Raw genomic sequence first — 24,199 nt, 5'->3', positions numbered from 1 at the left:
ATTAACGACTCAGAATCGACTTATACCTTAGCGGCATAGAGTGCTTTGCGCTCACTATCGGATAAAAATGCCATTTCAACCCCGTTGCGTTGCACCTGCGCTAACTCAGCATCGGTTAACTTGAGTTCAGATTTAGCGATACGATACTCATGCTTAATATCGATAGCACTCACACCAGGATCATCGGTATTTAGGCTTATCAACACGCCTGCATCCATAAAGGTTCTGAATGGATGCTCAGCGTAAGAAACCACTGTAGAAGTATGCAAGTTACTGGTCGGGCAAGATTCGATGCCAATACGGTGCTTAGCGAGATATTCCATCAGCCTAGGATCGTGAATCGCGTTCACCCCGTGGCCAATTCGCGTAGCGCCTAGTTCTTGAATCGCTTGCCACATACTTTGTGAGCCCGCAGCTTCACCGGCGTGAGCCGTAATCGCAAGGCCAGCATCACGAACACGTTTAAAGTGATCGTTAAATAACTCACCTGGGAAACCCAATTCATCACCTGCCAAGTCCATCGCCACGAGATGTTGTTTATGGGCAAGTAAGCCTTCAAGTTCTTGAGTACAAGCTGCTTGACCAAATGAACGTGACATAATGCCAATTAAATTGATCTTCACGTTATAGTCTTTTAAACCCGCTTTAACGCCGTCAACTACCGCCTCAACTACGCCTTCAATCGGTAACTTATGGTTCATCGCCATATAGTAAGGACTAAAACGTAACTCAGCGTAATCTAAGCCAGATAACGCCGCATCGGCAACGTTTTCATAGGCGACGCGTTTCACCGCATCCAAATCAGCGAGTACGGCAACCATCCAATCGAGTTTCTTTAAGAAGGCGACTAAGCTAGTTTCTTTCCCCTGAATTTGCACAAAAGGTGCGAGCGTCTCTAAAGAATCGGCAGGTAGCGCAATGCCGTGTTGGTGTCCTAGTTCCCAAATGGTATTTACCCGCACATTACCGTCTAGGTGACGATGCAGATCCACCAATGGAATAGATGTATCAATCATATTTAACCCCTATTTGAACTACCCAGCCAATGCTTTTGTTATTTGGTCGCGGGCGGACACTAAGTTTAACACGCATTTTCAGGGGCATTTATGGACCAGATGCATTTAAATTCACATTTAGTCACAATTCTGCTTAATATCCGTACAAGGAACTGCCGTATTCATCAGGCATAATGACTTCAATAACAACGAAAATATCAGAGATCTAACATGCATAAACTCTTAACCCCCAGTTTATTGATATTCGCATTAGCCGCCTGCAGTGCCACTCAAACCACAAAAAATATTCAAACCCCATCGTCACAGACAATATCAGCAGCACAGTCGCAAGTTGAGCCAATCGCTCCCGCGCTGCAAGCGATTATCGACCAAAGCTGGCAATTACAGCTCAGCGCGAGTCCTGAAATGGCTTACAGCATGGGCGATACCAGTGCCGCAGGAAAATTAGCAGATCTCTCGCCAGCCGCGCTCGCTAAGCTTAATCAAGGTCAAATCGCAGTATTAGCGCAGCTCAAAGCACTCGACCGCAGCAGCTTGAGTAAAGAAGATAAGATTAACGCTCAAATACTGGAAGATCAGATCCAAAACGATGTCGACCTATATCGCTTCAAGGATTATTACCTGCCCATTACGGCGGAAAGTGGCTTTCACGCGTATATCACATCAATTGCACAGGGTAGATTTAACACCTTAGAGGATTACCGCAACTATATTGCCAAACTCAATGCACTCCCGACCTATTTCGCCCAGCAAACCCACTGGCTAAAACAAGGATTAGCCGAGGGAATAACGCCGCCAAAAGTGACACTCTATGGCTTTGAAGACAGTATCAGTGCTTATATTGTCCCTGTTGAAAAGAGCGGTTATTTCAAACCTTTTACGCAATATCCCAGCTATTTCACTGAGGCACAAAAAACTCAGCTGACCCAAGAAGGCCGCACTTTAGTTGAGCAAAAAGTTCTACCTCTGTACCAAAACTTTTATGATTTTATGACTAAAGAGTACATTCCCAATGCACGGGAAAATATCGCAGCGAGTAGCTTACCTAACGGCGCAGAATTTTATGAGAATAGAGTACGTTACTATACGACCTTGAATATGACGTCGATGCAAGTGCATGAACTGGGCTTAAAAGAAGTACAGCGTATCCGCCAAGAAATGGAACAAATCATCGCGTCGGTAGGCTTTAAAGGCAACTTTGCCGACTTCTTACATTTTTTGCGGACCGATCCCAAGTTTTACACCACCAGTGCCGATCAGTTACTCAAAGAAGCGGCATTTATTGCCAAAAAAGCCGATGCCATGCTGCCTAAGTACTTCGGCAAACTCCCCCGTAAACCCTATGGCATTGCACCAGTACCCGCCGAAATTGCACCGAAATACACCACGGGGCGATATTCAGGATCTAACAGCGATGACGAGCCTGGTTACTACTGGGTCAACACTTATGCATTGGATAAGCGCCCACTCTACGAGTTAGAAGCCTTAACCTTGCATGAAGCCGTACCCGGTCATCATCTGCAAATTTCATTGAACTCTGAACTAACTTCACTCCCCGACTTTCGTCGTTATAGCTATATCTCTGCCTTTGGTGAAGGATGGGGCTTGTATAGCGAATACTTAGGCTTAGAGGCCGGTTTCTACCAAGATCCATACAGTAACTTTGGTCGCTTAACCTATGAAATGTGGCGTGCTGCACGTTTAGTTGTAGACACAGGCATGCATGCCCAAGGATGGAGTCGTCAACAAGCCATCGACTTTATGGCTAGCAATACCGCACTATCACTGCACAATGTCACTACTGAAATTGACCGCTATATTTCGTGGCCAGGACAAGCCTTGTCCTACAAGATTGGTGAGTTAACAATCAAACGATTACGTGCCAAAGCAGAACAGGAACTCGGCGACAAATTTGATATTCGTGCCTTCCACGATGCTGTGCTCGAAAATGGCTCAGTGCCTATGTCGATCCTCGAACAGCAAATCAATGATTTTATTGAAGCGAAAAAAGTGACACGCTAAGTTAATCAAGTCCATGGGAGTCGGTATTTTCAGACTCCCATGGTTGTCTGTTACACTCTAGCAAACCATTCAAGCCAAATGATTTGCGACTGAGTATGAGCCAAGCCAAAGCGACATTTTCAACTGAACACGATTTAAATACCTCAGAGCAGCAAGCCTTCTGGCAAACCGTTGTCCAAGATACGCTGGCCACTGCCGACGGCGTCATGCTGGCCTATATGATGGTAAAACATCCCCAAGCGCATACCGCAATTGTTCTCAGCAGTGGTCGAGTCGAGTCCTATTTAAAGTATCAAGAATTGATCTTCGACTTATACCAACAGGGTTACTCTGTTTATGCCATAGATCATCGTGGCCAAGGGCTATCGGATCGAATGACAATCAACCCACATATGGGACACGTGCGAAGATTTAATGATTATATCGATGACTTTGCTCTATTTATGCAGAAGATAGTGTTACCACAAAACGACAAACAACTCATGCTACTCGGCCATTCAATGGGTGGCGCGATTGGCACTTTGTATCTCAAACAGCATCCCGATATTTTTACTGCGGCGGCATTTTCGGCGCCCATGTATGGCATTAAATTACCTATGCCCAAAGGGTTCGTGCGTTGGTTAGCCAGTAAACTCGATACCACACTCAATGGCGGCGAGCCTAATTATGTGCTTGCAGGACAAAACTATAAACCTGTTCCATTCAAAGGGAATGAGCTAACTCACAGCCAAACCCGATACCAAGCCTACCGAGAATTGTATGATGCCGCGCCTAAGTTACAACTCGGTTCACCCACTAACCGTTGGTTGACTGAATCTTTAGATGCCGCAGATACTTGCGTACTGGCAACGGCACAAATTCGCACTCCGATACTGATACTGCAAGCGAGTGAAGATAAGATTGTTGATAATGCGGCCCAGAATCTCGCCGTGAGTACCCATTGCCAATTGAAAGTAATCGCTGGGGCTGCCCATGAGATTTTTATGGAAAAAGACGCCTGCCGAAACCAAGCCTTAAACTATGCACTCGATTTTTTTAAACGCTACGCAACAAAGAATTCGAATGGAAAAGTTGTTTAAAATCAGCAAAATTTAGTGCTCGGCTATAATAATAGCCTTGATAAGCATGGCAACCTAATGCCGTAAATATCTGTTGTTGCTGTGCTGACTCTATACCTTTAGCCACTAAGCATAGGTCGAATGGTAATACTGATTGAATTAATGCTTTTTGCCATATCTGCGTCGAGGTAATAGAAGCGACACAACTCAGATCTAACTTTACTTCGCTTATCGGATACTGATTTAAGCAGCTTAACGCAGCGTGACCTGAACCAAAGTTATCTAGAATGACTGGCACCCCAATCTCCACTAACTGGGTAATACGTTCATTCACAAAAGCATCTTGTAAGAGTAGTGCAGATTCATTTAATTCAATGCCAAGTTGATTAGTACGAATTGAATACGTACGAATCAAAGCAATTAAATGCTCAATAAAATCAATCTGACAAAATGATAACGCGCTAATATTGATCGTTATACGAGGAAGAGATAAACCCTGCTCATCTGCTTGCTGTAATAATATACATATTCGTTTAGCAACGCTTAAATCTAACCCTGCAATCAAACCACAACGTTCAGCAAGAGCAATAAACTCAGAAGGAGGAACAACATCACCATTAGCTAAATACCAACGTGATAACACTTCTGCAGAGAGAATTTCGCCCGCTACATTCACAATCGGTTGAAACATTAATGATAGCTTTTCATGTTCTATCGCTAACTTAAGCTCATGTTGTAACAGCTCATCACGGCTCTGACGTACATCTAACTCCGAATGATAAAAAGCGCAACCGCATTGCCCTAACAGTTTTGCATGTTTTTGGGCTAGCTCGGCGCGGCGTATCACAAGTAGGGGCTCTAATGTTTCTACTGGATCGAGCAGATAAATACCGACATTGGCATTTAATTCAAAGTGATGATCTCTGTAATGAAATGGTCTTGCAATGATTTGCCTCAACTCAGTCGCTAGGGCTAGAGTTCGACGTGCAGCCACTTCTGCATCAATCGACAATTCTTTAGCAAGCAAGGTGAAACGCCCTAACCCCAAATGTCCAACAATAATATTGTCTGTGAAGTAGCTCGAGAGTCTCGCGCCAATCTGTGTAAATAAACGCTCAGCTTCATGTGAAGTTAGCGAGTTCATTACCCCTAAACTCTCAACCTCAATAAAAAATAATCCTCCCCAATGACCAGAATTATCTTCTTGAGTCAGAAATTGGGACAAACGTTCCATGAATACTGCTGGTAACATTCGATGCCCTGCAACTGAATGTTCAACTAACTCTGCAATTGCTGCATGGTTTTTCTCACTTTCAGATACATCAACATGGATACCTATCATCCGCATTGGACGGCCTAAATGATCCCAATCAACAAGCATGCCACGATCGAGCACCCATATATAATGACCATCACGATGCCGCAGTCGATGGACACTCTCAAACTCTTTACTTTTACCGCTAATATATTCCTGCAAACAATCTAAAACAGTCTCTCGGTCTTCCGGATGCAGCCGCGACTCCCAAGTCTTAAAAACACACTCTAATTCATCAGGGGCATAACCAATCATCTCTTTCCAACGATCGGAAAGAAATACTTCACCAGTGCTAATATCCCAATCCCAAATACCATTACGAGATCCCTCAACGGCAAATAGCCAACGCTGCTCACTGTCATTTAGCTGTTTTACTGCACGTCCCAAACGGGCATGTACCTCCTGTAAACTGCTTTGCAGTGACAAAACCTCTGAAGAACTCCAAGGGATCTGAGTTGAAAATTCAGGTGTACCTATATGCTTTGCACTTTCACTTAAAATCCGAAATGGCTTAATTAATAAAAAATATAAAATGAGAGTAAAACCAATCAATAGCAATCCACCCAAGCCCCATACACGGATAAATCGCTGTTGTAACTTAGCAGAGGCTTCTGAAACTAAAGGAGCCAAGTCAGATTCGAGGTAAATTAATTCAACTGCACCAGGGTATTGAGAAATAACAGGATAATAAGCCTGAATCGTTAAACGCTCCATATTGACAGATACTTGCGGGAGAGAGGATTGAGCAACGGTATGATGTCGAACAACATCATAACCATCAATAACTTGAATAGCATTACTATCGCGCCAAACGGTATGATTAGCAAAGCGGATCCGACTATCCATATCCACCAATATATACACCATTGTGTTCATATCCAGTGCAGCCAATGATACCTCTTGTTCTATACGCTCAATATCCTGTAAAACTTGTGCCGATTGTACAACCGCCTGCATTCTCAAAAGCTGTTGTTTTATTTGAGTAACCTGACGTCCAGCGAGCTCACTGCGTATTTGATCACTCTCATACAAATACTCTCCTATGACTAACACCAAATAAAGTATTAGCATACAAAGAGGAATTAGAACTGCGAGTGAAAGTTTTCTAAGCATCTGCGCTAGGCAGCCTTCTACTGAACAATGAATTATTCGTATGCTAACGGGAAATAGGATACTAAGCAAAAGGACTTAACGAAGTTATCGAGATCTTCTGCTAATTAATGGAGTTCAGCGATAATTTAATAATCTAGGAATAAATATTATGCGTCATCAAGCGGGTATAGCTAAAAGTGAAATGCAAAAAAGCCAGCTTATTCAGCTGGCTTGGTTACATCTTTACAAGATAATTAGGCGCTTGGCGATGACCTACTCTCACATGGGGAGACCCCACACTACCATCGGCGCGATTGCGTTTCACTTCTGAGTTCGGGATGGGATCAGGTGGTTCCACAATGCTATTGTCACCAAGCATATTTGGTTTTAAACAAGACTCGAGAGCGCACTGCGTGCTGCTAGATTCTAGGAACTAAAACCTGCTCTTATCTTATTTAATAATTCGGAAAACTGATTGTTTTTTGAGTCCACACTTCATTAAGTGTTTATATTCTGTCTAAGCTCACTTTGCAGTAAAACCCATCTGGGTTGTATGGTTAAGCCTCTCGAGTCATTAGTACATGTTAGCTCAACGCCTCACAACGCTTACACACCATGCCTATCAACGTCCTAGTCTCGAACGGCTCTTTAGTGGACTTATAGTCCAAGGGATGACTCATCTTGGGGCTCGCTTCCCGCTTAGATGCTTTCAGCGGTTATCGATTCCGAACGTAGCTACCGGGCAATGCCATTGGCATGACAACCCGAACACCAGCGGTTCGTTCACTCCGGTCCTCTCGTACTAGGAGCAACTCCCCTCAATCATCCAACGCCCACGGCAGATAGGGACCGAACTGTCTCACGACGTTCTGAACCCAGCTCGCGTACCACTTTAAATGGCGAACAGCCATACCCTTGGGACCGACTTCAGCCCCAGGATGTGATGAGCCGACATCGAGGTGCCAAACACCGCCGTCGATATGAACTCTTGGGCGGTATCAGCCTGTTATCCCCGGAGTACCTTTTATCCGTTGAGCGATGGCCCTTCCATTCAGAACCACCGGATCACTATGACCTACTTTCGTACCTGCTCGACGTGTATGTCTCGCAGTTAAGCTGGCTTATGCCATTGCACTAACCGTACGATGTCCGACCGTACTTAGCCAACCTTCGTGCTCCTCCGTTACTCTTTGGGAGGAGACCGCCCCAGTCAAACTACCCACCAGGCACTGTCCCTAACCCCGATTAGGGGTCTAGGTTAGAACATCAAAACTACAAGGGTGGTATTTCAAGGACGACTCCATCAGGACTAGCGTCCCAACTTCATAGTCTCCCACCTATCCTACACATGTAGGTTCAATGTTCAGTGCCAAGCTATAGTAAAGGTTCACGGGGTCTTTCCGTCTAGCCGCGGGTATACGGCATCTTCACCGCAATTTCAACTTCACTGAGTCTCGGCTGGAGACAGCGTGGCCATCATTACGCCATTCGTGCAGGTCGGAACTTACCCGACAAGGAATTTCGCTACCTTAGGACCGTTATAGTTACGGCCGCCGTTTACCGGGGCTTCGATCATGAGCTTCTCTTGCGATAACCCAATCAATTAACCTTCCGGCACCGGGCAGGCGTCACACCGTATACTTCCTCTTGCGAGTTTGCACAGTGCTGTGTTTTTGATAAACAGTTGCAGCCACCTGGTATCTGCGACTCCCGTCAGCTTAGAGAGCAAGTCTCATCACCAACAGGAGCGTACCTTCTCCCGAAGTTACGGTACCATTTTGCCTAGTTCCTTCAGCCGAGTTCTCTCAAGCGCCTTGGTATTCTCTACCCGACCACCTGTGTCGGTTTGGGGTACGATTCCCGCTAACCTGAAGCTTAGAAGATTTTCCTGGAAGCATGGCATCAACTACTTCAGTCCCTTAGGACCTCGTCATCAGCTCTCAGTGTATAGCAACCCGGATTTGCCTAAGTCACCCACCTACCACCTTAAACGCGGACTACCAACGCCGCGCTAGCCTAGCCTTCTCCGTCTCTCCATCGCAGTTAGCGGAAGTACAGAAATATTAATCTGTTTCCCATCGATTACGCCTTTCGGCCTCACCTTAGGGGTCGACTCACCCTGCCCCGATTAACGTTGGACAGGAACCCTTGGTCTTTCGGCGAGGGGGTTTTTCACCCCCTTTATCGTTACTCATGTCAGCATTCGCACTTCTGATACCTCCAGCGTGGGTTACCCCTTCACCTTCAACGGCTTACAGAACGCTCCTCTACCGCGCAACCCTAATGGGCTGCACCCGTAGCTTCGGTGGTATGTTTAGCCCCGTTACATCTTCCGCGCAGGCCGACTCGACTAGTGAGCTATTACGCTTTCTTTAAATGATGGCTGCTTCTAAGCCAACATCCTAGCTGTCTAAGCCTTCCCACATCGTTTCCCACTTAACATACACTTTGGGACCTTAGCTGACGGTCTGGGTTGTTTCCCTTTTGACGACGGACGTTAGCACCCGCCGTCTGTCTCCCGAGTAGTACTCATTGGTATTCGGAGTTTGCAAAGGGTTGGTAAGTCGGGATGACCCCCTAGCCTTAACAGTGCTCTACCCCCAATGGTATTCGCTCGAGGCGCTACCTAAATAGCTTTCGAGGAGAACCAGATATCTCCCGGTTTGATTGGCCTTTCACCCCCAGCCACAAGTCATCCGCTAATTTTTCAACATTAGTCGGTTCGGTCCTCCAGTTGATGTTACTCAACCTTCAACCTGCCCATGGCTAGATCACCGGGTTTCGGGTCTACACCTTGCAACTAAACGCGCAGTTAACACTCGGTTTCCCTACGGCTCCGCTATTCGCTTAACCTCGCTACAAAATGTAAGTCGCTGACCCATTATACAAAAGGTACGCAGTCACGGTCTCAAGAACCGCTCCCACTGCTTGTACGTATACGGTTTCAGGTTCTATTTCACTCCCCTCACAGGGGTTCTTTTCGCCTTTCCCTCACGGTACTGGTTCACTATCGGTCAGTCAGGAGTATTTAGCCTTGGAGGATGGTCCCCCCATATTCAAACAGGATGTCACGTGTCCCGCCTTACTCGTTTTCATCTACGGTTAGTTTTCGTGTACGGGGCTATCACCCTGTGCCGCTGGACTTTCCAGACCATTCCACTAACACCCCATAGACTTAAGGGCTAATCCCCGTTCGCTCGCCGCTACTAGGGGAATCTCGGTTGATTTCTTTTCCTAAGGGTACTTAGATGTTTCAGTTCCCCTCGTTCGCCTCATGTAGCTATGTATTCACTACATGATGACCGCTTATGCGGCCGGGTTCCCCCATTCGGACATCGTTAGCTCAAATGCTTGTTACTAGCTCGCCAACGCTTTTCGCAAGTTACTACGTCCTTCATCGCCTCTGACTGCCAAGGCATCCACCGTATACGCTTAGTCGCTTAACCATACAACCCAAATGAGTTTCACTTGAATTGTTGCGACCAGCTGGTTTTACTTGTCTCACTTCTGACCAAAGAAGTGGACGCGCCTTAGACTTGAATATTCAAGACACTTAATAAAGTGTTTGAGAACTCAATGTTTAATGCTTTCGCATTAAACTTTTTTCGTATCAACACAACGACAGACATCATTGTGTTTAATACTATCAGCTTTCCAAATTGTTAAAGAACTACATCGACCTGCTAGAGGGATGTTTCGCTCTACCCGTCCTAAGACAGGATAAACAAGCAATCTGTGTGAACACTCAAAAGCATCGAGCTAGTCGTATAGGTAAGGAGGTGATCCAGCCCCAGGTTCCCCTAGGGCTACCTTGTTACGACTTCACCCCAGTCATGAACCACAAAGTGGTGAGCGCCCCCCCGAAGGTTAAGCTACCCACTTCTTTTGCAGCCCACTCCCATGGTGTGACGGGCGGTGTGTACAAGGCCCGGGAACGTATTCACCGTGGCATTCTGATCCACGATTACTAGCGATTCCGACTTCATGGAGTCGAGTTGCAGACTCCAATCCGGACTACGACGAGCTTTGTGAGATTAGCTCCACCTCGCGGCTTTGCAACCCTCTGTACTCGCCATTGTAGCACGTGTGTAGCCCTACTCGTAAGGGCCATGATGACTTGACGTCGTCCCCACCTTCCTCCGGTTTATCACCGGCAGTCTCCCTAGAGTTCCCACCATTACGTGCTGGCAAATAAGGATAGGGGTTGCGCTCGTTGCGGGACTTAACCCAACATTTCACAACACGAGCTGACGACAGCCATGCAGCACCTGTCTCACAGTTCCCGAAGGCACCAATCCATCTCTGGAAAGTTCTGTGGATGTCAAGAGTAGGTAAGGTTCTTCGCGTTGCATCGAATTAAACCACATGCTCCACCGCTTGTGCGGGCCCCCGTCAATTCATTTGAGTTTTAACCTTGCGGCCGTACTCCCCAGGCGGTCTACTTAATGCGTTAGCTTGAGAGCCCAGTGTTCAAGACACCAAACTCCGAGTAGACATCGTTTACGGCGTGGACTACCAGGGTATCTAATCCTGTTTGCTCCCCACGCTTTCGTGCATGAGCGTCAGTCTTTGTCCAGGGGGCCGCCTTCGCCACCGGTATTCCTCCAGATCTCTACGCATTTCACCGCTACACCTGGAATTCTACCCCCCTCTACAAGACTCTAGTTCGCCAGTTCGAAATGCTATTCCTAGGTTGAGCCCAGGGCTTTCACATCTCGCTTAACAAACCGCCTGCGCACGCTTTACGCCCAGTAATTCCGATTAACGCTCGGACCCTCCGTATTACCGCGGCTGCTGGCACGGAGTTAGCCGGTCCTTCTTCTGTAGGTAACGTCACAGATATAGCGTATTAAACTACACCCTTTCCTCCCTACTGAAAGTGCTTTACAACCCGAAGGCCTTCTTCACACACGCGGCATGGCTGCATCAGGGTTTCCCCCATTGTGCAATATTCCCCACTGCTGCCTCCCGTAGGAGTCTGGGCCGTGTCTCAGTCCCAGTGTGGCTGATCATCCTCTCAGAACAGCTAGGGATCGTCGCCTTGGTGAGCCATTACCTCACCAACTAGCTAATCCCACCTAGGTTCATCCAATCGCGGAAGGCCCGAAGGTCCCCTCCTTTCCCCCGTAGGGCGTATGCGGTATTAGCAGTCGTTTCCAACTGTTATCCCCCTCGACTGGGCAGATCCCTAGGCATTACTCACCCGTCCGCCGCTCGCCACCTCAGAAGTAAACTCCCTTGTGCTGCCGCTCGACTTGCATGTGTTAGGCCTGCCGCCAGCGTTCAATCTGAGCCATGATCAAACTCTTCAATTAAAGTTTTGTTGCTTCCGTCTTACGACTTCAGCTGCTCAATGAATTCTGATTTTTTGTTTCTCGCACTCCTTATAAAAGAAGCACTGAAACAAACTGTACATATTGCTATGAACACTCATTGTTACATTGATTTAATTCTTTGACTGCCAACCCTAAAGCTAAGCAGTTTCGATTAACTCAACACCTGTGAGTGTCCACACAGATTTCTTGTTTTATCTTGTTAAAGAGCAACTCAACCTCGTAAGAGAAGTTGAGTACCACACTGAGCATCGAACGCTTCCAGTTGGCTAGGGCTGCGTATTCTACGCATTTCCCGTTTCGCGTCAAGGAGTTTTTTCAACTTCTTGCTGCGCTTGAATTAAGTGCTTAAAAGCGACTCAATTCAACCTAACTCGTCAGCTGGCTTTCGCTGTCTGCCGTGTCAGTGGATGCGCATTATAGGGAGATTGAGAAAGTCCGCAACCCCTATTTTTAAGATAATTGCCATTTTCTCACTGTTCGTTGGATATTTGACCTGACCCGCTAGTTTTTAACCTTTATAATGCTAAAAACCACTCAATCAGGGACTTTTCTATGTCAGGGCCACTCAGAACTTACCAAGGTATTCATCCTCAATTAGGCAATAACGTATATGTAGATGAAGCTTCGGTGCTTGTTGGCGATATTGCGTTAGATACTGATGCCAGTATTTGGCCTATGGTGGCGGCGCGTGGTGATGTTAACCATATTCGTATTGGTAAGCGCTCGAACGTACAAGACGGTAGCATATTGCATGTAACGCGTAAGTCAGCTGCTCGTCCCGAGGGTCATCCACTAATTATTGGTGATGATGTGACTATTGGTCACAAGGCTATGCTTCACGGTTGCAAAGTCGGTAACCGAGTATTAGTGGGCATGGGTGCGATTATTCTCGACGGTGCGATTTTAGAAGATGATGTGATCTTAGGTGCGGGTTCTTTAGTGCCACCGGGCAAGGTATTACAGAGTGGCTATTTATATGTAGGGAGCCCAGTTAAGCAGGCTCGCCCATTAACGCCTGCCGAAATTGCCTTTTTGCCAGAATCTGCCGACAACTATGTCAGACTGAAAAACGAATACTTAGTTGAGTTACAAAACATCTAGTCACTTATAGCTAATCTCTTATAGTTAGTCGCTTATTGTCACTATAGCTATATAAGAAAGGCGGTAGACACTCATTGAGTCTCTACCGCCTTTTGCTATTCGCTGATTCAGAAGCTATCTAAGCTCGATGAGTTTAGCCTAAGTGTACTGCCCCAAACTCATCGAACTCCTCTGCTTCGATTAACTCTTCCGCCATTTCTTCGGCATCAAATCTCACTGCATCAAACAAAGCCAGGATAGCGGCGGCTTCATCGGTACTCGGCTGCTTGGAGAAATCATTCAGCTCGGTTAACTTATTCGCACTGATATAGCACTTGATGTTCATCCCTTGTGACTGCGCGATAAAGCAGACTCGCTTGTGGGCGTCGTCCCAATATTGCAGTTCGGGGAAAAGAATACTTTGATTCATGCTTCCTACTTAGGCTCAGCCTTTAATTTGTCCCGCAAAAGAGTCAACACCACTTGAGTATCTGGCTCAACACCTCGCCATAGGGTAAAGCTTTTAGCGGCTTGTCCGACTAACATACCGAGTCCATCAATAACCTTAGCTGCACCTTGGGATAGCGCCCATTGGTTAAAAGCGGTAACTGAGGCACCATACATCATGTCATAGCAGACAGTTTGAGGGGTAATGATATGCGCTGGCACGGGTGGCAACTCGCCCGCAAGGCTAGCCGAAGTTGAGTTAATAATGATATCGAATTCGCCCACAAGCTCATTCATTTCTACGGCGGTGACTCTATTTGCGAAAGCACCGTTATCCACCGAAGTAAAGATATCGACCAGAAGCTGTGCCTTAGTGTGAGTGCGATTGCTAATCGTTAGCTGCGCAATTCCCGCATTTAATAATGGCAGAATACAACCGCGCGCCGCACCACCAGCACCTATAAGTAACACGCGCTTACCTTGCAGGCTGCCTAAGTTAGCGATGAGATCAGCCACCAGCCCTAAACCATCGGTGTTATCACCGCGAATAGTGCCATCGGCCAATAAACTTAAGGTGTTTACCGCGCCGGCAAGCTTGGCCTCTGGGCTGAGACTGTCACACAGCGCAAAAGCTTGCTCCTTAAAAGGCACTGTCACATTCGCGCCCTTGCCGCCCGCATTGAAAAACGCCGTCAGTGAGGCTTCAAAACCATCGACCGGAGCAAGAATGGCTTCATAGGTTAATAACTCTTGGGTGGGCGCAGCAAATTGTCCATGAATGAACGGCGATTTACTGTGGCTAATTGGATTGCCAAACACTGCGTATTTGTCTGTCATAGCGATATTAAATTTTAGGTTCAATGGCTTTGCAGTCTACCGCGCTTTTGAGCCTAGGCAAGACGAATTATGCTCAACTAAATTTCACGCAGAGTTTCACGCTATAATGCGCCATCGGCTCAATGCTCTCTATTTTAGTGAACTACTATTCCAATGAACTGGCTTAAAAAGATTTTTAGCAAACACACTCCACCGCAGGATGATCGCGATCCGATCCAATCTAACGCTTACGACTTAATCGGCGGCGAAAAAGTGATCCGCGCTATCACCAAATGTTTTTATCAGAAGATGGCAAGCTCAGCAGAAACGACAACACTGCTTGCCATTCATAGAGCGCCAATTGCGAAATCAGAGCAGAAGTTGTTCGAATTTTTAAGTGGTTGGCTCGGCGGGCCACAACTCTACCAGCAAAAATATGGTCACCCCGCATTGCGAGCACGACACATGCATTTCGCCGTCGATGAGGCGATGCGGGATCAATGGCTGTTTTGTATGAAATTTGCGATTGAAGAAAACATTAATAAGCCAGAGCATCGAGCCGCCATCTTTGAGGCGATTTCAACTCTGGCTGATCATATGCGTAATCAATAAAGTGGATGTTGTATCCACTTCATAAGATTACTGGCTAAACCCAGTCGCGGGGTTTGAGGTAGTTATCGTACAAATCTGCCTCTGGGCTTCCCGCCTCTGGTGTATAAGCATATTGCCAACGCACTAATGGCGGCATCGACATTAAGATAGACTCGGTACGGCCGCCTGTCTGCAGGCCAAACAAAGTGCCCCTGTCGTAGACTAAGTTGAACTCAACATAACGACCACGACGGTAGAGTTGGAACTGGCGCTCACGCTCACCGAATTCAGTCTCTTTACGACGCTCGACAATCGGCGCATAGGCCGTTAAGAAGCCATTACCTACAGCTTGCATAAAGCTAAAGCTTTGCTCGAATCCGTCTTGATTCAAGTCATCGAAAAACAATCCACCCACGCCGCGAGTTTCATTACGGTGCGGCAGGAAGAAATACTCATCGCACCATTTCTTATACTTGGGATAAACCTCATCCCCGAAAGGCGCGCAAATATCCTTAGAAGTCTGGTGCCACTCGCGCACATCTTCCTCGAAAGGATAATAAGGCGTTAAATCAAAGCCACCGCCAAACCACCACACGGGATCGGCGCCCTCTTTTTGAGCAATAAAGAAACGCACATTGGCATGAGTCGTTGGGATATAAGGATTATTAGGATGAATAACTAAAGAAACGCCCATAGCTTCAAAACTACGCCCCGCCAATTCTGGGCGATGCGCCGTAGCCGACGCAGGCATAGCAGCGCCAGTCACATGGGAAAAGTTAACCCCAGCTTGCTCGAACACTGCACCTTGAGTTAATACTCGGCTCGTACCACCACCGCCTTCGGCGCGAGTCCATGAATCGGCGGCGAACGTGGCTTGGCCATCCAGCGCCTGTAAACCGGCACAAATTCGGTTTTGTAGATCGATTAAAAACGCTTTTACCACTGCAACATCAGGCACACTCATCTTGTTATCCTTATTATTGGTTTGCTCATTGTCCATTTCGTAAAATCTTACCGCTTCGCGCATCGATAATGGTCGAGGGCTGACGTTGCTCACCAAGTTCACCTAATACGAGTGCATCAATTTTACCTGTAAAATCGGCGAGGATTTCAGCGGCAGTTAATGCGGGATCTTCACCTGCAAGGTTAGCGCTGGTCGACACTAAAGGTTTATTAAGTGCGCGGCACAGGGCTTGTACTCCAGCATGGGCCGACACTCGCACTGCGATAGAGTCAAATTCACCACAGAGGTATTTTGAAACCTGCGCTTTGATTGGCATGACAAAGGTAAAAGGCCCCGGCCACTTGGAAAATGCAAACTCGAGCTGCTCAGCAGTTAATTGCGATTCATCAACATAAGCCAAAAGCTGCTGAAAATCACTGGCGACTAAGATCAGTCCCTTTTGCCATGGGCGCTGTTTTACAGCCAATAACTTTTGGATAGCAGTGTCATTATCTGGGTCGCAACCTAGGCCATAAACGGCCTCGGTTGGATAAGCGATAACACCACCGTTAAGCACAATATCTTTTATGTCAGATGGGTGCAGCTGCAACATCTTAGGATCACCTTTTGAGTATTGTCGATTTCAACAATCAAATTATTGGATAAATTCGAATACTGACCGCCCCATCAGCGGTCAGCCAAGGATTATACGCAAGCCACTTTCATCGGCCAAATATTAAGATGCAGGTCACACAATAAACTAAAGTGGTCTTTTGTATTTACAGCTTTTTTGCGGGCATTCTAAACGCATCCCTGCCGCACCTTTACGCTCGACTAAGATCCCAAAACCACAACTCGGGCAAACTTCAGCAACCGGAGGATAATTCACAATAAATTTGCACTTAGGGTAAGCACTGCAGGCATAAAAACTCTTTCCGAAGCGACTCGTTCTGTGCTCAAGCTTACCCGCTTTGCATTCTGGGCAAGGGATATCTGGTTTATTAGCTCCTTGATCCTGTTTTTCAATATGCGTGCAGCTAGGATATTGAGTACAACCAATAAAGATCCCAAAGCGCCCAGACTTTACCGCCAGTTCGTGACCGCATTCTGGGCATACAGAACCGTCAATCACTTGAGTTTCAATAGATTCGTGCTGCACTAAGGGGCGAGTGTAATTACAGCTAGGGTAATTATTACAGCCAATAAAACCGCCGTGCTTACTATGTTTGACCGATAACTCGCTGCCACATTCAGGGCAAAGTTCGTATTCTTTTTCCAGTGCGTGTTCGTGGGCACTAAATAATTGTTCATCAATCTTAGACATAATCATTCACCACCTGTCGTAGCGCATTAGGATATCAAGCGCGGTGCCATCAAGGAATTTATGGCATCAAAAAAGGAGGTCTTAGCCTCCTTTCTCTCATAATTCATCTTTCACAACAATTAAGAATGCAGTCGGCCTTCGGGCTGTTCGAAGATTAAATCTTCCATTTGCTCATAAGCGGACTCATGGCCAGGAGCATTAAACAGTACCATTAAGATAACCCATTTGAGATCTTCTAAAATCAGGGTTGGTTCATCCAACTCCATCACTCTATCAATCACCATTTCACGGGTTTCGACATTCAGCACTTTAACTTGCTCTAAAAACAACAAGAAACCGCGGGATTCTACATCCAGCTTGTCCATTTCGTCCTTTGTATAGATACGAAACGAATGCTGATCGTGATTACAAAGATAAGGTTTATCCCCTTCTTGTAATTCAGCTAAGCGCTCTAACCAAGTTAACGCTTTTAAAATCTCGGATTGATGAAATCCGGCACGAGTGAGTTCCTTGGTTAACTCGTCTTCATCAACTAGTAGTTCAACTTCACTGTGAACATAGTTTTCAAATAGATACATGAGGATATCAAACATGGCTAGCTCCTCTTTACTCTGACGTAACCACCGGGTACTGCTATTACCCAACCTTGCAACTCAAGTTCAAGCATTTGTTCTAACACCAGATCTATCGTTTTTCCACTATGTTCAACTACAGCATCAATTGTTGTAGTTTCATAACCTACACTAGCTAACAGAGACGAAAATGGCAAATGGCAAATGTCACTCTTCTGTATATGGTGGCATAAGTTTAATTCTTCAAGGTGGAAAGCCGTTAAACTTGCCAACTCTTCCACTATATCGGCAGCGGTTTCCACAAGTTTTGCCCCATCACGTAATAAATCATGACAGCCTTGATGGTAACCCCCTAAGATTGAGCCTGGAACAGCAAATACTTCGCGCCCCTGCTCCATCGCCAACCTCGCTGTGATTAAAGATCCGCTTTTACGACAGGCTTCAACCACAAGTGTACCTAAAGATAGACCGCTAATAATGCGATTTCGTTTCGGAAAATTGCCCGCAAAGGGGCCTATATCGGGCCAAAACTCGCTGAGTATACAACCTTGCTGCTGAATATTCTCATAAAGCTGTCGATGTCTGCGGGGGTACACAATATCAATACCTGTTCCCAGTACAGCAATCGTCCTTTTATTATGGTCAACACAGGCTTTATGCGCAGCACCATCAATGCCCATTGCCATCCCACTACAAATACCAAAACCAAGGGATGACATCTCTGTAGCTAGTTGATAAGCGACCTGTAAGCCTCCAGGCGAAGCATTACGACTTCCGACAATAGCAAGGTAAGGAGGCACCAATGCCTCCAAACACCCCTTAACAAAGAGGATGGAAGGCGGATCGGGTAATTGCTTTAACAACGGTGGATAAAGCGGATCAGAAAAACAAATCAGGTAATGCTCAGAGGAGTGTTGCTGCCATTCTAGGGCTGCATCCACTTTTTGATAATCAATCACAAGGCTATGGAGCAGATGATCAGATAAAGGTAGCGCTTGTCTCTCGTGCTCTAACCTTTGCCTGAGGTCGTCCACTTCCATGTGCATTAATAATTGTTGGGTCCGAGCAGGTCCAAGCCCAGATACAGCACTAACAATTAACCAATCGACCAAGTTTTCAGTAATTTATTGACCTCTAAACGCTAAATAATCGGGCGAAATTAGCTTATCATCAACTCGAACTGGGCGTTCTGTAGAGACAATTAAACCCAGACTCACTTTATCGAATACTTTAAATACCATTAGTTTACCATGATAAACGTCCGGCATTTTAATCGAACGCTCCGATGAAACGGACGCTATGATGTTATCATAGGCGGTGCGTTCTAGCGCAGGAACCGGTGAACCATCATGGTTAATGACAATTTCTTCACCATCACGGTAAATTGAGAACACATTACCAGGCTCAACACCGTCTTGGGTTCCTTTATCTAAATAGACTACATTCAGCTTACCCGCTTCACGCATTGCAGATTCTGTTGCTAAAACTGAAGCATGGTTTACTAACTGTGCAGGCTTGGGGGTAAAGTACGCAGACATCAGGGAATCATCCTCCATTGGTAGCACCTTAAAACCCGCTTTAGTCTCTCGAAAACTACTCAGTAATTTTATCTTTGAAACATTTCCAGACTCAATAACTTGACCAGTAGATACCAAGATAGCCTCTTGCCCCAACGCCTCACCGGACTCTTTATTAAAAAATGCTCGACCACTTTCGTAAACACCATACTTTTGGTGTAAAGGTAATATGTTATTGATATAAACCACGTCACCAATAATATGGTGACGTGAAGGACTTTCACCCGCCAATATCATTGGCTGCTCAGAAAACCAGTTAGAATCGACAACTCGATTTTGCACAAGATAGTTTTTGATAAGTGCAAGATCGATGGCAGGAACAGCATTACTCTTAGCGATAATGCGCCCTTCAGGGCTCTTTTTTACAAAAGGTTTTCCCGCACTCGAACTATCACGTACAAGCCGAGGTTGACCATCAATAAAGATTAATGTCAGTTGATCACCGGGATAAATAAGATGAGGGTTCGCAATCTGTGGGTTAACATCCCAAAGACGAGGCCATTTCCACGGATCATTTAAGAAAGTCGTAGCGATATCCCATAAGGTATCACCTTTTTTCACCACATATGACTCGGGATACCCCGCTTTAAGCGTAAGAGTATCAGCGGAAACAAACGTGCAACTAAATGTCATTAACACGAGTAAAATTAACCGTTTCATGGTGTGGTCCATGTTGTTTTGGCTCGAAATAGAGCTTTTACTATTATTGATAGACACTAAAGACTAAAATTAGCCCATTAGCATTAGTCAGTATAACTAACTGACCAAAATTTGACAGACTTGTTAAGAGTTTAAGTATGGCACTATTAAATGTTTTACGCTTTCCTGATGAAAGACTAAGGATCCAAGCCAAACCTATCACTGAGTTTGACGCAGAACTACAGACTCAAATCGATAACATGTTTGAAACAATGTACCAAGAAAAGGGTATAGGACTTGCTGCAACGCAAGTCGATTATCATAAACAACTTATCGTCATGGACTTACAAGACGAAATCGAGCGCCCAAAGGTGTTTATCAATCCTGAAATTATCTCGAGTAGTGGCGACTTTTGTAATGAAGAGGGTTGTCTATCTGTTCCAGGTATCTATGCCAAAGTGGATCGTGCCGAATTTGTCACGGTAAAAGCATTGGATAGGAATGGTTGCGAATTTATTGTTGAAGCCGATGAGTTATTTGCCATTTGTATTCAACATGAAATGGACCACCTCAAAGGCAAATTGTTTGTCGATTATTTGTCGCCGCTAAAACGTCAGCGGATCAAACAAAAACTTGAAAAAGCGGCCAGATTGGACGCCAAAGAAGCATAGGATTTGGATTTGAAATCACTCAACATCATTTTTGCCGGAACACCGGATTTCGCTGCTCGCCATTTGCAAGCTTTGCTCAACTCACAACACAATGTGATTGGTGTTTACACTCAACCTGATAGACCCGCAGGGCGCGGCAAAAAACTCACCGCCAGCCCAGTAAAAGAACTCGCTGTCGCCAACAATATTCCTGTATATCAACCGGGATCATTACGTAAAGAACCTGCACAACAAGCACTTGCCGCTCTCAATGCCGATATTATGGTGGTGGTTGCCTATGGCCTGATTTTACCCAAGGTTGTACTAGATACGCCGCGCTTAGGTTGTATTAATGTTCATGGTTCTATTTTACCTCGCTGGCGCGGTGCCGCACCCATTCAGCGTGCCCTATGGGCGGGCGACAAAGAAACGGGGGTGACCGTCATGCAAATGGATGTCGGTCTAGATACGGGCGACATGCTGCTTAAAACTTATTTGCCGATTGAAGATAGCGACACTTCAGCAAGCCTTTACGAGAAACTGGCTGAACAAGGTCCCGTTGCCCTATTGCAAGCCCTTAAAGGTTTGGCAAATGGCACCTTAGCCGCTGAAAAACAAGATGAAGCCTTAGCGAACTACGCAGAAAAACTCAGTAAAGAAGAAGCCAGACTCGACTGGAATAAGTCTGCCAAACAATTGTGGCAAGAAGTCCGTGCCTTTAATCCTTGGCCTGTAAGTTATTTTGAGCACCAAGGAAACACGATTAAAGTGTGGCAAGCACACGTTAGCGAAACCATCAGCACAGCCGCTCCAGGTACTATTATCAGCGCCAGCAAAAGAGGCATAGAAGTGGCCACCGCCGATGGCGTGTTAACACTGTTGAGTATGCAGCTTCCGGGGAAAAAGCCACTCAATGTTGCCGATATTCTTAATGCCCGCGGTGAATGGTTTAGTCCGAATACTCGTCTCGCAAACGAGGCCGAATAATCATGAACTTGCGCGCGCTAGCTGCGAAAGCCATCTTCGAAGTATTAGAAAAAGGCGTGTCACTGTCAGTGGCATTGCCTGATCAACAAAAGCATCTTGCCAGCGGCAAAGATAAAGCCCTACTTGCCGAGATCTGCTATGGCGTGATGCGCACTCTGCCGCAAATAGAAAAACGCATCAGTGAATGCCTAGAGAAACCACTTAAAGGCAAACAAAGGATTATCCACCAGCTCCTGATCGTAGGTTGCTACCAACTGTACTTTACCCGTATTCCAAGCCATGCCGCAATTTCAGAAACCGCCGAAGCCTGTCGCCAACTAAAATTTGAAGGCATGGTCAAAGTGGTTAATGGTGTACTGCGCAACATTCAGCGCCAGCTTTCGCCACTGAGCACTGAATCAGACACCTTAAGCTACAACACACCAGCTTGGTTGATTAAGCGCTTAAAAGAAGCCTATCCCGAGCAGTGGCAAGACATCATTCAACAAAGCCATGAACGCCCACCGATGTGGCTGCGTAACAATCGCTTATCCCAGAGCCGTACCGAATACCTTGCAGCCTTAGCCGAACTCGACATTGAAGCGAGCGAAGGCAGTAGTGCTGATGCCATTCTCTTAGCCCATCCAAAGGATGTGGCGACACTGCCACGCTTCCATGAAGGTGCGGCATCAGTGCAAGATGGCGCAGCGCAATGGGCGGCGACACTGCTCGCGCCACAAGTGAATGAGTTAATACTCGATGCCTGCGCAGCCCCCGGTGGTAAAAGCTGCCATCTACTCGAACTTGAACCGAGCATCAAATTAGTCGCTGTTGATTTTGATGCCAAACGCCTTGAGCGGGTGCAACAGAATCTTGATCGCCTATCATTAAAAGCGGAGCTTATCCATGGCGATGCGGCCAATATTGGCTCATGGTGGCAAGGTGGACTATTTGATCGTATCTTACTGGATGCCCCCTGTTCAGCCACAGGGGTGATCCGCCGTCATCCCGATATTAAATGGTTGCGAAAAAACCATGACATCGAAGAATTGGCTGAACTTCAACAGCAAATTCTCGATCATTGCTGGAAGTGGCTAAAACCAGGAGGCACGCTTCTTTATGCCACATGTTCGATTTTACCGCAGGAAAACCGCGACCAGATCAGTGCGTTTTTAGATAGAACGGTAGATGCTAAGCTAGACATACTCGCCCAGCAAAATTCGCCACAGGATATAGGTTGGCAAATCACGCCAGGACAAGACAATATGGATGGGTTTTATTACGCCCGTTTATTGAAAGCGACCCACAAGTAGGAAGTAAGCAAGGCCATGAAGATTATCATATTAGGTGCGGGTCAGGTTGGGGGAACTTTGGCCGAGAATTTGGTGGGTGAAAATAATGACATCACCATAGTCGATAGCGACAGATCAAAATTACGTGCCCTACAGGATAAATATGACCTTCGCGTTGTGGCAGGCCATGGCGCTCATCCAGATGTGCTAAAAGAAGCCGGTGCCGAAGATGCTGATATGCTAATTGCGGTCACTAATAGCGATGAATGTAATATGGCCGCCTGCCAAATTGCCTACAGCCTATTTGGCACACCAACAAAAATCGCCCGTATCCGCTCAGAACCCTATCTGGCTATGCGTGATAAACTCTTTATTGATAGCGAAACCAAGAACAGTGACGGCCGTCCACGTGGTGGCTTTGTAATTGACGAACTCATTGCTCCTGAACAGTTAGTGACCGCTTACATCCAGCGCCTTGTTGAATATCCAGGTGCATTGCAAGTGCTCGAGTTTGCCGAAGGCAAGTTAAGCTTAGTCGCAGTGCGCGCCTATTACGGTGGTCCATTAGTGGGTAATGCACTAGCGGCGCTACGCGAACATATGCCCAATATCGATACCCGAGTCGCAGCAATTTTTCGCCAAGGTAGACCCATTATGCCGCGCGGAACGACAATTATTGAAGCCGATGATGAGGTATTTTTCGTCGCCGACAGTCGCCATATTCGCGCCGTTATGAGCGAAATGCAAAAGCTCGATAATACCTACCGCAATATTATGATCGCTGGCGGCGGTAACATAGGATTAGGATTAGCAAAACGCCTAGAACGTACCCACTCGGTAAAACTTATCGAACACAAATTTGAGCGAGCAGAATCGCTTTCGGAACAACTCGAAAATACAACTGTATTTTGTGGTGATGCTTCGGATCAAGAATTACTACTCGAAGAACATATTGACCAAACAGATGTGTTTATTGCCGTCACTAATGATGATGAAGCCAACATTATGTCGGCTCTTTTAGCAAAGCGTATGGGCGCAAAAAAGGTCATGGTGCTTATTCAGCGAGAAGCCTATGTGGATATAGTGCAAGAAGCCAATATCGATATCGCGATTTCTCCGCAACAGGCAACCATTTCAGCCCTACTCACCCATATTCGTCAAGGTGATATTTGTAACGTCTACTCCTTACGCCGCGGCGCCGCCGAGGCGATTGAAGCCATAGCACATGGCGATTCAAACACCTCCAAGGTAGTAGGTAAAGCCATTGGTGATATTAAATTGCCACCGGGAACGACCATAGGTGCAATTGTCCGCAATGATGAAGTGCTGATGGCCCATGATAAAACCGTGATAGAACAAGGAGATCATGTCATCTTGTTCCTTGTGAATAAAAAGTTTGTCGGTGAAGTCGAAAAACTTTTCCAACCTAGTGCTTTCTTTTTTTAGGTCATTAAAGTCACTAC

18 protein-coding genes and 3 rRNA genes are annotated in these 24,199 nt (G+C 46.2%); 8 read left to right on the top strand and 13 right to left on the bottom strand.

Annotated elements, in window-relative coordinates; translation table 11 throughout:
- Positions 1 to 20: 20 nt before the first annotated feature.
- Positions 21 to 1,016 (bottom strand): adenosine deaminase, encoded by a 996-nt coding sequence (gene add, locus JEZ96_RS00205; protein WP_011787459.1) that lies wholly within the window; start codon positions 1,014 to 1,016, stop codon positions 21 to 23.
- Between the two features lie 210 nt (positions 1,017 to 1,226).
- Here add and JEZ96_RS00200 point away from each other — a divergent pair, with 210 nt between their 5' ends.
- Positions 1,227 to 3,038, top strand: coding sequence for a DUF885 domain-containing protein (locus JEZ96_RS00200; RefSeq protein WP_011787458.1), 1,812 nt, complete (start codon positions 1,227 to 1,229; stop codon positions 3,036 to 3,038).
- A 95-nt stretch (positions 3,039 to 3,133) separates the two neighbouring features.
- Positions 3,134 to 4,117 carry an alpha/beta fold hydrolase gene (locus tag JEZ96_RS00195; protein ID WP_011787457.1) on the top strand — a complete coding sequence of 328 codons (984 nt, stop codon included), beginning with the start codon at positions 3,134 to 3,136 and terminating at the stop codon, positions 4,115 to 4,117.
- Here JEZ96_RS00195 and JEZ96_RS00190 read toward each other — a convergent pair.
- The 4 genes from JEZ96_RS00190 to JEZ96_RS00175 form a co-directional block, all read right to left on the bottom strand.
- Positions 4,074 to 6,524: an EAL domain-containing protein gene (locus tag JEZ96_RS00190; protein WP_011787456.1), complete on the bottom strand. Its 2,451-nt coding sequence runs from the start codon at positions 6,522 to 6,524 to the stop codon at positions 4,074 to 4,076. The genes JEZ96_RS00195 and JEZ96_RS00190 overlap by 44 nt on opposite strands.
- A 239-nt stretch (positions 6,525 to 6,763) precedes the next feature.
- Positions 6,764 to 6,879, bottom strand: a 5S ribosomal RNA gene (gene rrf / locus JEZ96_RS00185).
- Positions 6,880 to 7,056: 177 nt separating this feature from the next.
- A 23S ribosomal RNA gene (locus tag JEZ96_RS00180) occupies positions 7,057 to 9,949 on the bottom strand.
- A gap of 326 nt (positions 9,950 to 10,275) precedes the next feature.
- Positions 10,276 to 11,818, bottom strand: a 16S ribosomal RNA gene (locus JEZ96_RS00175).
- Together the 16S, 23S and 5S rRNA genes form the textbook arrangement of a ribosomal RNA operon.
- Before the next feature lie 573 nt (positions 11,819 to 12,391).
- On the opposite strand from JEZ96_RS00175, the gene JEZ96_RS00170 reads away from it, so the two are divergent.
- Complete coding sequence (locus JEZ96_RS00170; RefSeq protein WP_011787455.1) at positions 12,392 to 12,940, top strand: gamma carbonic anhydrase family protein; 549 nt, start codon at positions 12,392 to 12,394, stop codon at positions 12,938 to 12,940.
- A 133-nt stretch (positions 12,941 to 13,073) separates the two neighbouring features.
- Here JEZ96_RS00170 and JEZ96_RS00165 read toward each other — a convergent pair whose 3' ends face one another.
- Both JEZ96_RS00165 and aroE read right to left on the bottom strand, forming a co-directional pair.
- Positions 13,074 to 13,349, bottom strand: coding sequence for a DUF1488 family protein (locus tag JEZ96_RS00165; RefSeq protein ID WP_011787454.1), 276 nt, complete (start codon positions 13,347 to 13,349; stop codon positions 13,074 to 13,076).
- A gap of 5 nt (positions 13,350 to 13,354) precedes the next feature.
- Complete coding sequence (gene aroE / locus JEZ96_RS00160; RefSeq protein ID WP_011787453.1) at positions 13,355 to 14,203, bottom strand: shikimate dehydrogenase; 849 nt, start codon at positions 14,201 to 14,203, stop codon at positions 13,355 to 13,357.
- Positions 14,204 to 14,356: 153 nt separating this feature from the next.
- Between aroE and JEZ96_RS00155 the strand changes: the two genes are divergently transcribed.
- The gene (locus JEZ96_RS00155; RefSeq protein ID WP_198779832.1) at positions 14,357 to 14,794 is read left to right on the top strand and encodes a group II truncated hemoglobin; all 438 of its coding nucleotides are present in this window, start codon (positions 14,357 to 14,359) and stop codon (positions 14,792 to 14,794) included.
- A 34-nt stretch (positions 14,795 to 14,828) separates the two neighbouring features.
- Here the strand turns inward: JEZ96_RS00155 and hemF are convergent, their stop codons facing one another.
- The 6 genes from hemF to JEZ96_RS00125 all read right to left on the bottom strand — a co-directional run bounded on the left by hemF (position 14,829) and on the right by JEZ96_RS00125 (position 19,861).
- On the bottom strand, positions 14,829 to 15,737 hold the full coding sequence (gene hemF / locus JEZ96_RS00150) for an oxygen-dependent coproporphyrinogen oxidase (protein WP_011787451.1): 909 nt from the start codon (positions 15,735 to 15,737) through the stop codon (positions 14,829 to 14,831).
- Positions 15,738 to 15,762: 25 nt separating this feature from the next.
- Positions 15,763 to 16,329, bottom strand: a complete 567-nt coding sequence (locus tag JEZ96_RS00145) for an L-threonylcarbamoyladenylate synthase (protein ID WP_011787450.1) — start codon at positions 16,327 to 16,329, stop codon at positions 15,763 to 15,765.
- Positions 16,330 to 16,476: 147 nt separating this feature from the next.
- The gene (locus JEZ96_RS00140) at positions 16,477 to 17,040 is read right to left on the bottom strand and encodes a DNA topoisomerase family protein (protein ID WP_025008554.1); all 564 of its coding nucleotides are present in this window, start codon (positions 17,038 to 17,040) and stop codon (positions 16,477 to 16,479) included.
- Positions 17,041 to 17,159: 119 nt separating this feature from the next.
- A complete protein-coding gene (locus JEZ96_RS00135; RefSeq protein WP_006083793.1) occupies positions 17,160 to 17,633 on the bottom strand; it encodes a DUF494 family protein in 474 nt (157 codons plus the stop codon).
- A 2-nt stretch (positions 17,634 to 17,635) separates the two neighbouring features.
- On the bottom strand, positions 17,636 to 18,652 hold the full coding sequence (gene dprA, locus JEZ96_RS00130) for a DNA-processing protein DprA (protein WP_025008553.1): 1,017 nt from the start codon (positions 18,650 to 18,652) through the stop codon (positions 17,636 to 17,638).
- Positions 18,653 to 18,736: 84 nt separating this feature from the next.
- Positions 18,737 to 19,861: a LysM peptidoglycan-binding domain-containing protein gene (locus tag JEZ96_RS00125; protein WP_011787447.1), complete on the bottom strand. Its 1,125-nt coding sequence runs from the start codon at positions 19,859 to 19,861 to the stop codon at positions 18,737 to 18,739.
- A gap of 125 nt (positions 19,862 to 19,986) precedes the next feature.
- Here JEZ96_RS00125 and def point away from each other — a divergent pair, with 125 nt between their 5' ends.
- Genes def through trkA form a run of 4 tightly spaced genes read left to right on the top strand, consistent with a single transcriptional unit; the run spans position 19,987 to position 24,182 of the window.
- On the top strand, positions 19,987 to 20,499 hold the full coding sequence (gene def / locus JEZ96_RS00120; protein ID WP_011787446.1) for a peptide deformylase: 513 nt from the start codon (positions 19,987 to 19,989) through the stop codon (positions 20,497 to 20,499).
- Between the two features lie 9 nt (positions 20,500 to 20,508).
- The gene (fmt, locus tag JEZ96_RS00115; protein WP_011787445.1) at positions 20,509 to 21,465 is read left to right on the top strand and encodes a methionyl-tRNA formyltransferase; all 957 of its coding nucleotides are present in this window, start codon (positions 20,509 to 20,511) and stop codon (positions 21,463 to 21,465) included.
- A 2-nt stretch (positions 21,466 to 21,467) separates the two neighbouring features.
- Positions 21,468 to 22,757 (top strand): 16S rRNA (cytosine(967)-C(5))-methyltransferase RsmB, encoded by a 1,290-nt coding sequence (gene rsmB, locus JEZ96_RS00110; RefSeq protein ID WP_011787444.1) that lies wholly within the window; start codon positions 21,468 to 21,470, stop codon positions 22,755 to 22,757.
- Positions 22,758 to 22,772: 15 nt separating this feature from the next.
- Positions 22,773 to 24,182 carry a Trk system potassium transporter TrkA gene (gene trkA, locus JEZ96_RS00105; protein ID WP_011787443.1) on the top strand — a complete coding sequence of 470 codons (1,410 nt, stop codon included), beginning with the start codon at positions 22,773 to 22,775 and terminating at the stop codon, positions 24,180 to 24,182.
- Positions 24,183 to 24,199 lie beyond the last annotated feature (17 nt).

The sequence above is a fragment of the Shewanella putrefaciens genome, from assembly GCF_016406325.1.
Lineage (GTDB): Bacteria > Pseudomonadota > Gammaproteobacteria > Enterobacterales > Shewanellaceae > Shewanella > Shewanella putrefaciens.
The sequence above is the reverse complement of the archived record's forward strand: the minus strand, read 5'-3'. Positions and strand labels throughout refer to the sequence as shown.

What these genes read in the sequence shown, in the direction of transcription:
- JEZ96_RS00170 (WP_011787455.1), top strand. Translation starts at nt 12,392, where the DNA reads ATGTCAGGGCCACTCAGAACTTACCAAGGTATTCATCCTCAATTAGGC.
- JEZ96_RS00165 (WP_011787454.1), bottom strand. Translation starts at nt 13,349, where the DNA reads ATGAATCAAAGTATTCTTTTCCCCGAACTGCAATATTGGGACGACGCC.
- JEZ96_RS00145 (WP_011787450.1), bottom strand. Translation starts at nt 16,329, where the DNA reads ATGTTGCAGCTGCACCCATCTGACATAAAAGATATTGTGCTTAACGGT.
- dprA (WP_025008553.1), bottom strand. Translation starts at nt 18,652, where the DNA reads ATGGAAGTGGACGACCTCAGGCAAAGGTTAGAGCACGAGAGACAAGCG.
- JEZ96_RS00125 (WP_011787447.1), bottom strand. Translation starts at nt 19,861, where the DNA reads ATGGACCACACCATGAAACGGTTAATTTTACTCGTGTTAATGACATTT.
- JEZ96_RS00135 (WP_006083793.1), bottom strand. Translation starts at nt 17,633, where the DNA reads ATGTTTGATATCCTCATGTATCTATTTGAAAACTATGTTCACAGTGAA.
- hemF (WP_011787451.1), bottom strand. Translation starts at nt 15,737, where the DNA reads ATGAGTGTGCCTGATGTTGCAGTGGTAAAAGCGTTTTTAATCGATCTA.
- def (WP_011787446.1), top strand. Translation starts at nt 19,987, where the DNA reads ATGGCACTATTAAATGTTTTACGCTTTCCTGATGAAAGACTAAGGATC.
- JEZ96_RS00200 (WP_011787458.1), top strand. Translation starts at nt 1,227, where the DNA reads ATGCATAAACTCTTAACCCCCAGTTTATTGATATTCGCATTAGCCGCC.
- rsmB (WP_011787444.1), top strand. Translation starts at nt 21,468, where the DNA reads ATGAACTTGCGCGCGCTAGCTGCGAAAGCCATCTTCGAAGTATTAGAA.
- aroE (WP_011787453.1), bottom strand. Translation starts at nt 14,203, where the DNA reads ATGACAGACAAATACGCAGTGTTTGGCAATCCAATTAGCCACAGTAAA.
- JEZ96_RS00190 (WP_011787456.1), bottom strand. Translation starts at nt 6,524, where the DNA reads ATGCTTAGAAAACTTTCACTCGCAGTTCTAATTCCTCTTTGTATGCTA.
- JEZ96_RS00155 (WP_198779832.1), top strand. Translation starts at nt 14,357, where the DNA reads ATGAACTGGCTTAAAAAGATTTTTAGCAAACACACTCCACCGCAGGAT.
- trkA (WP_011787443.1), top strand. Translation starts at nt 22,773, where the DNA reads ATGAAGATTATCATATTAGGTGCGGGTCAGGTTGGGGGAACTTTGGCC.
- JEZ96_RS00140 (WP_025008554.1), bottom strand. Translation starts at nt 17,040, where the DNA reads ATGTCTAAGATTGATGAACAATTATTTAGTGCCCACGAACACGCACTG.
- add (WP_011787459.1), bottom strand. Translation starts at nt 1,016, where the DNA reads ATGATTGATACATCTATTCCATTGGTGGATCTGCATCGTCACCTAGAC.
- JEZ96_RS00195 (WP_011787457.1), top strand. Translation starts at nt 3,134, where the DNA reads ATGAGCCAAGCCAAAGCGACATTTTCAACTGAACACGATTTAAATACC.